Here is a 12,873-nt window from a genome sequence, read left to right as displayed (position 1 = left end):
TCCGTCAAATCGATCGTCAGATTATTTCCGACACAAATCCGTCACATGTCAGCTCGTTTTGCTATTGTAAAGCGCTCTCATTTGCCGTAATATTACTTCTTATACCTGAGTGAAACAGCAAAAATAGCCGTTTCTGAAGTTTGAATCCGCTCACTTCTCAGCTATATAAAATACTTCAAAAGGATGTGACGGTGTTTGACGATGACATCAGTTCATCAGTTACGACATGGATTCAAAACCATTACTCAGGAGGAATCATTCATGAATCAGTTCACAATTGTCGGAAGAATAGCAAATGATCCAAAACTCGGTACAACCGCTCATGGAAAGCATTATGTTCGGTTCCATGTCGCTGTCAGACGTGATTTCAAAAGCAAAGACAATGAGTATAAAACAGACTTCATCCCTGTAGTTGCCTGGCGCACCACTGCAGAAAGAATTCATGACTACTGCGGAAAAGGCTCCATCGTGACCATAAACGGGCGAATGATGCCGATGACTTATTTACCGCAAGGCCATGCCCGTTACAACAGCATCGAACTCGTTGCAGAAAGCGTCGGATTCCAGTACCTGAAACGGGTACCAGGTCGTGGCGCGGATAACGAACCTCAGGCACTGATCAATGAGGCGCTCGACCCGCATAGTCAGGAAGCTCCCGATTCATTCGGCGGCGCCGACTCCGTGAAGGAAAGCCGGATGCCCTACAAAACTGTTGCAAAAGAGGGGGCTTTGCAATGATGGATCAACTGCAGATCATCCAGTCCGTTTCCAAAAGTCAGCAAGAACAGATCCTTCTGACAAAAGCCTTGATTCACAGGGTAAACAGCCTGAATAACAGCGACGATACGGTTGCTGATATGGCCTTCATTCATAAACGGCTGAGTAAATGCGAGTCTCATTTATCCGAAATGAACTACATGATGCATCATCTGATCAGCTGTATTGAATGCCAAGGCAGTAAACGCACGTTAGAGGATGTAAAGAATGATCCGATGAGTGCGCTCTTGTTGAATCCTCACCCGGAATGACAACCAAAACGCCCGCCACTTCGGTAGTAGTGGCGGGTATCCTTTACTTTATTCCGCCGTGGACACGCTTTCAGCTGCATGGTATAATGCAAACATATTCGATTTCACGGGTGATAGGATTGCCACTTTTGCGCAAACGATTGCACTAACCGACCCTGTCGTCCAGATTACTCAAGGAGGATGAACGATGCTATTAGAAGCGATTCACCACCAGCCAAAATCACAATACGCTTATGCCTATGATGAAGAGACCCTTCACATCCGCGTCCGGACAAAACGCGGAGACATGGACCAGGTCTCTGTCGTCTGGGGCGATAAGTATGATTTCACCCCGGAAACAATTACGACAAGCAAAATGGAGGTTTTCGCCAAGGATACCCTCTTCGACTATTACCATGTTGAAATCAAACCCCCATTCAGACGCTTCGCCTATGCGTTCAAATTTGAGAAGGGCAAGAAGACCGTCTTTTTGAACGAAGTCGGCTTCAAGGAAGATGAAATGCACTCTTCCGGTGTCGGTATGCTCTGGAGTCCATCGGGCATGTTTGAATTCCCGTTTTTAAATCCGATCGATGTGCATACACCACCTGAGTGGGTCAAGGATGCCGTCTTTTATCAAATCTTTCCCGAGCGTTTTGCAAACGGTGATCCGACACTGAATCCGCCTGGGACAGAAGCCTGGACCCCGGATGCTGTGCCTACGAGAGAGAATTTCTTCGGCGGGGACCTGCAGGGGGTTATCGATAACCTCGACTATCTCGAGGAACTTGGGATCAACTGTATTTATTTCACGCCGTTCTTCGAGGCCTATTCCAATCACAAATACGACACTATCGATTACTTGAAGGTGGATCCGCAGTTTGGTGACGAGAAGAAGGCGAAGGAGCTCGTCGAGAAAGCGCACGAACGCGGGATCCGCATTATGCTCGATGCTGTGTTCAATCATTCCGGGTATTACTTCCCGCCGTTTCAGGATGTGTTGAAGCACGGAGAAAAATCCCGCTTTGCCGACTGGTTCCACGTGAAAGAATTTCCGCTTCAGACCGACCCGTTGACATACGATACGTTCGGCTTTGTACCGGCGATGCCTAAGCTGGACACGGAAAACCCTGAAGTGAAAGCCTATCTGCTGGAAGTTGCCCGCTACTGGGTGGAAGACATCGGTGTCGACGGCTGGCGCCTGGACGTCGCAAACGAAGTGGATCACCGCTTCTGGCGAGAATTCCGGGACACTGTGAAAAGGGCTAATCCGGAAGCCTACATTCTCGGTGAAATCTGGCATAATTCACTGGCGTGGCTGCAGGGCGATCAGTTCGATGCCGTAATGAACTATCCGGTAACCAACAGCATCCTCGATTTCTTTGTAAAAGATGAGATCGATGCGGAGAACTTTATGGGGCGTCTCGATCAGATGATGATCGCGTACCCGAAGCAGGCCAATGAAGTCGCATTCAACCTGCTGGATTCCCATGATACACCGCGCCTTCTGCACATCGCCGATGGCAACAAAGACCGCATGAAGCTCGCTGCCATGTTCCAGCTCCTGTACCTCGGAGCACCTTGCATCTATTACGGAGACGAAATCGGCATGGACGGCGGCGGTGACCCTGGTTGCCGCAAGCCGATGATCTGGGAAAAGGATCACCAGGATCATGAGCTGTTCGACTTTTACAAAAAACTGATCCAGCTCCGCAAGGATCACAGAGCACTTCGGGATGGCAGTTTCCGATTCCTCAGTGCATCAAAAGGAGCGAAATATATCTCCTTTGAACGTACACATGGCAAAGACCGATTTATCATTGCAATGAACACGGACACGAAACAGCATGACGTCAATGTGGAAGACGTTGCAAAAGGGAAATTCCGCAACATCGATACCGGCGACACGTACACCGTGAAAAATGGAAAATTCGCCGTTTCCGTCCCTGCTCTTGGCGCAGTCATTTTAAAAGAAGAGTAAAGAAAACGAAGGCTTTCGCCAAGCTTTACTGGCGAAAGCCTTCGTTACGCTTATCCTTCAATCCTTTAGCGGGCGTAAACACTTTTATGCAGTATAAATTGAATGCAAAAAGGACTCGAGCGAACGTGACTCGAGTCCTTTTTTTGCACTTCTTTCAGGAGAGGATCAGTTCTGCTAATGAAAAAACACCTTGCAGATGAACGGCACTGCAAGGTGTTTTTTCATGCCATTTCAATGGCATACTTGTCGACCGAGTTTTTCCATGCTGTTAACCTCGGCATCAGTGTCTCATGGAGAAAGCGCATGCGCTGCTCTTCTGTTGGAAATGATTCTTCAATGGTAACGGACCATTTCGCGCTCTCGATCAGTTTATTTAATTGACTCAGCGCCTGTGCATCCTCATGGAAAATCGACTGGATTGTCAAATTCTCCGTGTTATAAGGCTCTAAACCACCCATCACCGATTTGAGCAAACGGTCGCCAATATCATAATCGCCCTTGATGTAACATTCACTGACATAGTGAAGGGATTGTTCCACCTCAACCAGAAGATCGGAATAGTTGGCCAGAAAATTTCGCTGTGCCTCATTTAAATCATGACTCAAATACGTTCACCTCCAACAACGACAGTATAGCAGACTGAGCAGTTGTTCGAAAGCGTTGCTCCCATCGGTTCCTGCTGCGTGTGTACCCTTTCCTTTTGCATTGAAAAAGCACACAGCCTGGTATCTGCTGCGTGCCTCTTTAAGGAGTGAAGTATCAGGGCAACCAAGGCTTCAGCCTTGAAACGACGTTCCGCCACCCGACGGACCTGCAGTGTTTGCTGCAGCCTGTTTTGCCTTTGTGTACGGATTATTCGGTGCACCGTATCCGGCCGTTTTCGCCTTCGCATAAGGATTATTCGGATTCGGTGGCACATTTTTTCCGGCCGGTTTTTCTGTTGCTGAAGCAGCCGCCGTTGTTTCGGCAGTTTTTTGAGGTTCATTTTCAGACGCTTTTTTTGTCCCGCTTCCATCGACCGCTTTCAGATTCGGCTGCTTTCCTTTTGTCCCGTTAGCCGCCTCGCTGCTTGTTTCACCTGTGTGACGTTGCTGCCGATCCACTTTAATGACTTCTTTCCAGGTGTCCCGAAATTCCGACACATATTTTTCCGCTTCTTTCAATGCATCCAGATCATTTTTCGTATTCGCCTCAATCAGCTGAGACAGAATGTAGTCGTACATCATCATCATGTCCTGACTGACGGTAATCTCGGTATTCAGCGTCAGCATAAGTTCGCGGATGATGTTTTGGGCTTTCAGTAAATGTTCATTCTTTACTTCAATCTGCTTGTCTGTAATGGCCACTTCAGCCCGCTTTATGAATTTCAGACACCCATCATACAGCATCAGTGTCAATTCCCCTGGGGATTTTGTATCGACCGTATTCTGTTTGTATTGCTGATACGGATTGTTCACCGCCATGTCAAAGCACCCTTTCATGTCTATAGTACCTGTTCCAATTACTCTTTATATCGTCACCTTCAGGAAAATCTTTAGTCAACTGGAAAAGAACCCGAAATCAAGTCCGGGTTCTATAAAGAAAACTTGGCTTATCGCCATATTAATGGCGAAAGCCTTAGTTGCACTTATACTTTCCATAAGAAGTATAAAGAAAACTTGGCTTATCGCCACAATAATGGCGAAAGCCTTCGTTGCACGTCTACTTTCCGATCAAGGATGACAAAACAATTTCCTACGCCTTCTCATCAATCAGAATCCCTGCAAATTCAAGCATCGAGGAAATCATATCCAGAAATTCCTCAGGTGGAATTTCCTTAATAATCTCGTCGGTTTGCTGATCAATGACCTTGACCATGGTCCGGTCCAGTTTGTCATGCTGCTCAAACTTCAGCGACGTGTTTTGCAGCATGCTGAGCTCGGTCATCGCTTCCGTTGCCTCATCCAACTGTTCTGTTGTCCATTCGTGCCCTTGTCTGCGGGACAAATTCTCTGCTTCTCGAGACGAGGTGTCAACACTTCCCTGTGCCCCGGCGCTCTGTCTCAGTTGACTGGGACTTCTCTCGACTTCAGTGAACTCCTGACGCTGATTCTGGTGCGTCAAAAACTCCCTGGCCGTGGAGAAACCCGTTGATGATCTCACTTCCATGTGAATCAACTCCTCAATTAGTAGGCTTCATTAGTAGTATCGGTCCAAAACGTACAACTATTCAGTTTTTTATAAAACTAGTGATCATTTTTTAGAATCAAAGAACACGCCGTCGGAAGTTCGGCCACTATATGGATTCTCGTAGTGACGACCGGTTGATTTCTTCTGTTTGATCCGGTTGAGATCCTGACCGATTTCACCCTGAATCACCGTGAGACGTCTGGTCAGCTTTTCATTGAAATCAAGCAGTGTTCGTGCGATCCGTTTCTCTTGCTCCGTTTGGGGCGCTTCCACATTCGAAATCAATTCCTCGCGCCGTTTCAGGAGTGCTGCAATTTCCTCAAGGTACGCATCGCGCTCATCTCCATGAGGCAGAGGTTTCTCTACGTGGTCATAGAGTTTTTTCGTAATCGAAAACAGCTCCATCAATGCATTCATCCAACCTCTCCTCCAGTCTGTACCGTGTTGATCTGATTGTAAAACAGCGAGCCTCCTGCGTTTTCCTGATGATCGCAGCGTTACATCATCCCGCCGTACATTTGAGCAAACATTGATTCCGCCTGGGAATTGGACTGGGCAACCGCCTTCTCCATCGCATTGAACTGGGCCCAGTAGCGGGATTCAACCTGCTGAAGGCGCCGTTCAAAATTGGAAATCCGGTCATCAAGCTGATCCATGCTTCGTCCCAATACAAATTGATGATTCAGATTCCGACCGCGAAGGCCGCCCGCTTCACGTGAAATCGAATCGATCAGTCCGTTGGCGCTGTCACGGATCCGCCTGGCCAGTCCTTTTTCGTTTCGGGTGTCCCCATCTGCCGTGAACAGTTGATACACCGCTTCCGGGTCCTGATTGATCCGTTCGCGGAGACGGTCCTCATTCACCTCAAGTTTACCACCATCCCGGAAATTACTGCTCGTCGTGATTCCGAGCTGGGCCAATTGATTGAATGAAGCCCCTTCACCCAGCTGTACCGGTGTATACATGGCCGAACGGAAGTTTTCAAACCCGCTTCGTAAAATCCGGTCGTTCCTGAGCATACCGCTCATCGCCTGCTCTTCCCATTTCTCGATTTCCCGCTCACTCATGGCATCGCGCTGATCATCTGTGAGCGGCCGGAAATCCCGCTTCTGATCTTCCCGGAGCTTCTCCGTCGCATGCTCCACGAGCTCATTGTATTCGTTCACGAAATCCATGATCGTATCAAAAATCCGGTCTGTATCTGTTGCGGAGCCCACCGTCACGGTACCCGATTCGAAAGTGGCCCGCAGTGTGATCGTCAGCCCGTTTTCGGTAAAGGTATTGGACCCGCGTTCTGTTTCGATCCCATTGATATTCAACACCGCGTTCGAACCATTCAGGGCTGTCCCCTGATCATCACCTGTGCCAAATGCTTCAGCGAGTTCACCTGAAAAGACAATTTGATCCGGCGCCCCGTCACTGCCCATGAACAGATTGCCTTCTGAATCGTAAACCCCCGTCTCTTCCCGGCTGAAGGACACCTGACCGGTTTGCGTATCAAAGAAAGCACTGAGACCAAGTTCCGATCCGTTGATTTCTTTTAAGACATCATCCACTTTCGCCTCTTTACTGAATTCAAACGTGACGTTTTTTTCTCCTGTTGACGTCATCGTCGTCACGTCCATGGAAAAAGTGTCCTGATCGGAACCCGTTAAATCCGCCAGTGTCGTTTGTCTGGTGGCCGTTTCCCCTTCAGCAGCCGTCAAAGCGTCTGACACCCGCACAGCAGACTCTGCCAGGTTCGACACACTGTTGATCCGCATATTACCAGGCGTTGCGTTCGGCGAAGCCGACACACGCACTTTGGCTTCGTCCGTCGACGTGCCGGTTTTCGCCAGCATATTCGCACTCCGGTATATCCCGTCGAATATATTCGTCCGAAACGTATCGAGCTTCCGGTTGATATTCCGGAACTCCTCCATCCGCCATTCCATCAGTTGCTTATCCTGCTGCATCCGATCCACCGGCATGCGCTCGGCGCGCATCAAATCCGTGACCATCTGGTTAATATCCATTCCTGTGGCAAAGCCGCTGAGTCTCATCACTTTGAACCACCCTTTCCTTTATTCAATTGTCAATTCAGCCCATCTATTAGATATATCGGAATAAGCATGAAATTGTTTAGCCGTTTCCACACAAAAAGACACAATGCCCGGTTTGGACATTGCGCCATGTTATCAAATCCTTATTGTCCCTGCATACCACCGAGCTGAGACATCATTTGTTCCGCCTGGGCATTCGCCTCCGCCATCGCCTGTTCCATGGCGGTGAACTGACTCCAGTAGCGCTCTTCCACCTGCTGCATGCGCCGCTCAAAATTGGACATCTGATCTTCCACACTCAACAGTTCCCGCCCAAGCGTCGAATTCTGCATCGAACCGGGTGACTCCGTTCTTCCTACGCGGTTTCCAATTTCATTGATGGCATTGCTCGCAGTGTCCCGGAGTCTGTGGGCGATTCCCCGCTGTTCACTGTTGCCTTCTTCCCCGTCAGCGGCAAACAATTGAAAGACGCCCTCTGCATCCTGTTCGACGGCATTACGCAATTCCGCTTCATTTATCTCGAGTTTACCACGGTCCCGAAAATCACTTGTTGTCGTGATCCCGATCTCTGTCAGCTGGCTGAAGGATTGGTTTTCATCACCTGTGTCCACTGAATTATAAAAGTCCATCCGGAACTGGTTGAGCGCATTATTTATCGTGGAATCCCGCCGGAGCAAGCCGCTCTCTGCCCGCTCGTTCCAATTTTCAATTTCGTGCTCTTCCATTTCCCGCATCTGATCCTGTGTCAACGGTGCATAATCCCGGTAATATTCTTCTGAGACCACTTCATCCAGACCACTGATCATGTCGTTGTATTCGTCGACGAACGCGGTGATGTTTTCCACGATGTTATCCGTGTCGGTTTCCACCCGGACGGTCGCCTGCTGGCCATTACCCATGTTCTGATTGAGATCTACCCGAAGACCGTCAATATCAAAACTGTTGGATTGACGTTCCATCGCCAAACCGTTCATGGTAAATCTTGCGTTGGAACCAGCTTGCTCACCTGCAATAATAGTATTACCATCCTCATCTTCAGCAGATTCGGTATACAAGTTCAAGTTATTGTTGAAAAAAGCACTCTCTTCACCATTCGTCTGAAAATTAATTTCAGGCCCTTCATCATTAAATGATCCCGTGTCCGTCCTGGTTAATGACACACGTCCCCCGTCCGTATCGAAATAGGCCTGAATGCCAAGATCAGAATTACTGATTTCAGAAAAGACCTCCGACAAGGTTGTATTATCCGGATCGAAGCTGAAATTGCCATCGATCGTTTCCCCATCGGGCCCGTATGTTGTGATGTCGAAAGAGACTTTACCATTTTCCGTTTCCAGATCCTCCCCGAAAACTTCGGTTAATGAATCGTTGTAATCTGCACCTTCAGGTCCAATTCTATCTTCGGATACATTCGTCGTCGACTCTGCCAAGCTGACATCACTGAACGTATACGTGCCTTGTGCTGCAGCTGTGGAGGCCGACGCACTGACTGCTGCTTCATTTGAACTGGTTGCATTTTGCGCTGTCATATTGGAGCTTCGCAGCACCGAATCAAAGGTATTATCCCGAAACTGCATGAAATCCCGGTTCACTTCCCGGTACTTGTCCATTTGCAGGATCAGTTCCTGCTGGTCCTGCTCCATGCGCTCCATCGGCTGACGTTCAGCGCGCATCAGGTCACTGACCATTTGATTAATATCCATTCCGGATGCAAATCCTGTCATTCGCATGTCCATAAGGCCTCATCCCTTTCTTGAAGAGCTGTAAAGAAAACTTCCTGAAGTGTAAAAAAGAAAACAGAAAAGGTGGTCGGAAATGCGCGTCCACGGCTTTTCTGTTTTCAAATCGTACGTATCTGTCAGTTCTACTATCGGTACTCCACAGGAAATGTTTAGCCTTCGGAATGTTTTTTTTGCTCATGCGGTAAATAATCGGTTTCCACACGATTTTTTCCATTCTCCTTCGCTTGGTACAACAGGCGGTCTGCGCGGTCAAACAATTCCGTAGCCTCACGTTCCCCTTCATACGCCACAAGGCCGCAGCTGATCGTGACATTGACGCCGCCCATTTCTGTGTGCTGCAGTGCTTTTGTACTTTCCCGTATATTTTCCATAACCGCTTTCGCATCGTCGAACGAGCTGCCGGTAAATAAAATCGCAAACTCTTCCCCGCCATAGCGCGAAGCGATGTCGTTAGCGTCCACATGTGTATCGATCACCCTTGCAATCCGCTCCAGGATTTTATCTCCCACGGCGTGCCCATAGGTATCGTTCACCTGCTTAAAATCATCAATATCAAGCATCGCGAGCTGAAAGTGATAGTCACCGCCCCGGCTTTGATCAAACAGAAACGAGAAATATTCCTGGAATGTCTTATGATTGTACAGACCCGTCGGCGCATCCAACTTGGAGAGCCTTTCCATGATCGTGTTGCGTACCATAAGTTCCTGCTCCTGATCGATTTTTTGCCGGAGAATCTCAATCACTTCGTCAGTCCGCTCCTGAACAGCAAGAAGAATAATGAATCCCGCTGAGAAAATATAAACATAGGCAATGAATTCATAAATCCGCAAGTACTCCCCAAGATCGGGGAATATCGCGACTGCCAGCAGATACGCAAGAACGTTCGTTACGTAGCTGAAGATCACTACATTCCGGTTGAAAAACAGGATTGAAATCATCATTGGCAAAAGCAGAATCAGCGGGGCACCCGCCAGACCATTGTTCGATGCCACAAGGATAAACGCCAGGATCGTCCCGACAACCATCAACAGGTATTCATTTTCGGTGTATTGTTTTTTATACACCCAGGAAATCACGATCAGGACCGTCACCTGAGCCACAGTCGGATAGACAAGCACTTGCCGGATGTCGCTCCAGAAGGCCTGTGGTTCGACGATCAATGTGACCATCATAGCGAAAATCTCCGCTGCAACAGCAACAATGATCAGATACCAGTAGTATTTAATTGTTTTATCGATCCATTCACGGTGTTTGAGTCCCGTGGCTTCCTCTTTTGTAAGTGTCATCACTTTGCCACCTTAATCCTGCAACAGACTTCACTTTTTATCATAGAGAAAAAAGCGCCGAATCACAAGAAATTTGTCGAATCATATAGATTCTGGTGACGAAATATCTGAAATCAATGATTCTCAATCACTGCTTTCGCATGACGGTCAGCAATGTCCATGATTTCCACACCTTGTAATTCTTTTAATGGGTAGACACCTTCCTTCGTCTGAATCAATGGATTCTCCACAGAATCAATTTCAATTCGGACGATTTTGGCCAGCCGACCATCGGATAAAATCACGTCTGAGGCAGTATAGGCATCCAGCATATAGTTTACGAAAGGTAAGCCGTACTTGATATCGAGCTTCCCTTTGTAAATTTCCTCAATAATGACCGAGAGGGCCGTAAGCGGTGACGATTTTTTCTGATAAGCGCGGTCTGATGAAATGGCATCGAACACATCCACCACGCCGAGGACAGCAGCAGATACCGGAATCTCCTCGCCTTTCAAGCCAAAAGGATACCCGGAGCCGTCGAGTCGTTCATGGTGCGACAGCGTGCCGTCCAGGATCGTCTGGTTCACATCCGTATAGTTGTTCAACAGCTCATACCCCAGTTCACAATGCTCCTGGATCATAGCAAATTCATTCTCTGTCAGCTTCTCCGGTTTATCGATGATCGCATTGGATACCCGGAGCTTCCCAATGTCGTGCAGGAGGCCAGCCCGGCCGATATCGATGATCATCTCTTCCGGAAGTTTGACGATTTTTGCCACGAGTGCTCCCAAGAGCGCCACATGAATACTGTGGCGGTATGTATAATCATTATGTCCCTGCATCTGTTGCAATAACTCAAACAGGTTCACCGAATCCATCGCCTCATCCAACAGCTCCGTAAAGCCGTCAACCAGCTGATCGAGCTCCGGCGGTTCATGGTTTTGAACCCTGTTGAAGACCTCTTTGAGCATCGTAAACTGTTTTTTATAAGCTTTTGCAAATGATGGATAGTCCTGATGAAACTTCTGGTCCAGCTGATCGATGACTGCAGCATATTCCCCCACCGGAACGGTGGTGATTCCGTTTCGTTTCAGCATCGGAATATGCCGGGTCCGGAGAATCATACCTTCTCGTAAAAGTGTCAGTCCCTCACTGGAAATGACATTATCCGCAAGTTCTCTGTCAATGACTTGATGCGCGTTTTTCTGAACACTGATCCATTCCATGTAACACACGTCCCCTGTCTGATGATCTCCATATGAATAACCGTGACCATGCCACTACTATTATCAGTTTATTCATTTTATTGCATGATATGATATCCATTATACGCTAATCTAACCATAAAATACATCATTTTACCAATAATATCTGCCAAACGTATACCCATCTTCCTTTTTATAGAGACATATGTCCTGCAAAGTTCGCCGCAAGCAGTCCTCTATCCGTCAAAAGAGAGGCCATCGTCATCAATCAATTGCACACAACACAAAAACAACCGGATCAGGGGATAAACCCCGATCCGGTTGGTCGTTTCAACAGTCACTCCTGTTTATTCAGTTCATGGATGCGGTTATCCGCAATGTCTTCGATGGTGAGACCTTTCAACTCCTTGAGCGGCAGAACGTGACCATCGAGACTGATCAATGGATTCTCCAAATCCTTTGCATTGTAGCGGACAATCTGCGCGAATCGCCCATCGGACAAATAGACGGTCGTTCCGGTGTATGTGCTAGTCATATGCTCGAGAAAGACCAGGCCGCAACGGACCGAGAGCTTCCCCCGATAAATCTCATCGTTCACGGTTTTCAAGGCTTCCATCGGTGCAAGCTTCTTGCGGTGGACCCGGTCTGAGGACACCGCATCAAACACGTCGGCAATCGCAATCAGTGCCGCCACTTCCGGAATATCGTCCCCTTTCAACCCTTCGAGGTAGCCGCTGCCGTCCATGCGCTCATGATGATACAACGCGGCATCGAGCACCGGCTGAGGCACGCCGGTATCCTTGAGCAGCTCATAACCGATTTGCGGGTGACGGCGCACTTCTTTCCATTCCGCCTCCGTCAGCTCGCGGGAATCGTTAAACACCCCCGCAGGCGCTTTGATCATTCCAATATCATGCAGAAGCCCTGCTTTGCCGTATATCATGATGTCTTCTTCGGATTTTTTCATTAACCGGGCCATCAAGGCCGTCAATAAGCCAACATGAATCGAGTGCCGGAGAAGATACCCGTCATGCCCTTCAAGCTGTTGGAGCACTTCGAACAGACTGTACGATTCCAGTGCTTCACTGATAAGCGATTCGAAGGAATCGAGGGTCTTCTCAAGATTTGGCACCTGATCTTCCTCAGCAGAAGAAAACAGCCGTTTCATCTCATTGAAGGATTCCCTGTACGCCTTCACAAACGGCTGATGCTGCTCTTTCACTTTCGCATCCAGCTGTTCAAGAAACGACGTATGGCCATAAACAGGAACCGTTTCAATTCCATACATCCGTAACAACCGGATATGATTCGGGGTAATGACCATGCCTTCCCGTAAAAGGGTAAAACCACTTTCGGATAAAATGTCCCTGGCGAGCTTCCGGTCCAGTGCCTTATGCGCATTGTGCTGAAGTGTAATGATATGCATGCGTTTGCCTCCTTTGGGACTTCACTCACTCTTATT

The 12,873-nt window shown here is 48.2% G+C and carries 11 protein-coding genes and 1 pseudogene; 3 read left to right on the top strand and 9 right to left on the bottom strand.

Features of this window, described 5'->3' with window-relative positions:
• Nucleotides 1-261: 261 nt before the first annotated feature.
• The 3 genes from BBEV_RS02695 (at nt 262) to BBEV_RS02685 (ending at nt 2,988) form a co-directional block, all read left to right on the top strand.
• The gene (locus tag BBEV_RS02695) at nt 262-738 is read left to right on the top strand and encodes a single-stranded DNA-binding protein (protein ID WP_069364065.1); all 477 of its coding nucleotides are present in this window, start codon (nt 262-264) and stop codon (nt 736-738) included.
• Complete coding sequence (locus tag BBEV_RS02690) at nt 735-1,028, top strand: hypothetical protein (RefSeq protein ID WP_069364064.1); 294 nt, start codon at nt 735-737, stop codon at nt 1,026-1,028. Before BBEV_RS02695 ends, BBEV_RS02690 begins: the two co-directional genes overlap by 4 nt.
• A gap of 187 nt (nt 1,029-1,215) precedes the next feature.
• A complete protein-coding gene (locus BBEV_RS02685; protein ID WP_069364063.1) occupies nt 1,216-2,988 on the top strand; it encodes an alpha-glycosidase in 1,773 nt (590 codons plus the stop codon).
• Between the two features lie 221 nt (nt 2,989-3,209).
• Here the strand turns inward: BBEV_RS02685 and BBEV_RS02680 are convergent, their stop codons facing one another.
• The 9 genes and pseudogenes from BBEV_RS02680 to BBEV_RS02635 all read right to left on the bottom strand — a co-directional run bounded on the left by BBEV_RS02680 (nt 3,210) and on the right by BBEV_RS02635 (nt 12,837).
• Nucleotides 3,210-3,593, bottom strand: a complete 384-nt coding sequence (locus BBEV_RS02680; RefSeq protein WP_069364062.1) for a DUF8042 domain-containing protein — start codon at nt 3,591-3,593, stop codon at nt 3,210-3,212.
• A 477-nt stretch (nt 3,594-4,070) separates the two neighbouring features.
• Nucleotides 4,071-4,451, bottom strand: a pseudogene (fliS, locus tag BBEV_RS17775) (flagellar export chaperone FliS); the annotation flags it as partial.
• A 271-nt stretch (nt 4,452-4,722) separates the two neighbouring features.
• Nucleotides 4,723-5,136 (bottom strand): flagellar protein FlaG, encoded by a 414-nt coding sequence (locus BBEV_RS02665; RefSeq protein ID WP_069364059.1) that lies wholly within the window; start codon nt 5,134-5,136, stop codon nt 4,723-4,725.
• Between the two features lie 84 nt (nt 5,137-5,220).
• Nucleotides 5,221-5,574 carry a flagellar protein FliT gene (locus tag BBEV_RS02660; RefSeq protein ID WP_069364058.1) on the bottom strand — a complete coding sequence of 118 codons (354 nt, stop codon included), beginning with the start codon at nt 5,572-5,574 and terminating at the stop codon, nt 5,221-5,223.
• Nucleotides 5,575-5,654: 80 nt separating this feature from the next.
• Nucleotides 5,655-7,199: a flagellar hook-associated protein 2 gene (locus BBEV_RS02655; protein ID WP_069364057.1), complete on the bottom strand. Its 1,545-nt coding sequence runs from the start codon at nt 7,197-7,199 to the stop codon at nt 5,655-5,657.
• 143 nt (nt 7,200-7,342) lie between these two features.
• Complete coding sequence (fliD, locus tag BBEV_RS02650) at nt 7,343-8,935, bottom strand: flagellar filament capping protein FliD (protein ID WP_069364056.1); 1,593 nt, start codon at nt 8,933-8,935, stop codon at nt 7,343-7,345.
• A 155-nt stretch (nt 8,936-9,090) separates the two neighbouring features.
• Nucleotides 9,091-10,227 carry a GGDEF domain-containing protein gene (locus tag BBEV_RS02645; protein ID WP_069364055.1) on the bottom strand — a complete coding sequence of 379 codons (1,137 nt, stop codon included), beginning with the start codon at nt 10,225-10,227 and terminating at the stop codon, nt 9,091-9,093.
• 113 nt (nt 10,228-10,340) lie between these two features.
• Nucleotides 10,341-11,432 (bottom strand): HD-GYP domain-containing protein, encoded by a 1,092-nt coding sequence (locus BBEV_RS02640; protein WP_069364054.1) that lies wholly within the window; start codon nt 11,430-11,432, stop codon nt 10,341-10,343.
• Between the two features lie 316 nt (nt 11,433-11,748).
• Complete coding sequence (locus BBEV_RS02635) at nt 11,749-12,837, bottom strand: HD-GYP domain-containing protein (protein ID WP_069364053.1); 1,089 nt, start codon at nt 12,835-12,837, stop codon at nt 11,749-11,751.
• Between the last annotated feature and the right edge of the window lie 36 nt (nt 12,838-12,873).

The sequence above is a fragment of the Salisediminibacterium beveridgei genome (assembly GCF_001721685.1).
GTDB lineage: Bacteria > Bacillota > Bacilli > Bacillales > Salisediminibacteriaceae > Salisediminibacterium > Salisediminibacterium beveridgei.
Note: the sequence above shows the minus strand (reverse complement) of the source record. Positions and strands in the feature narration are given on the sequence as shown.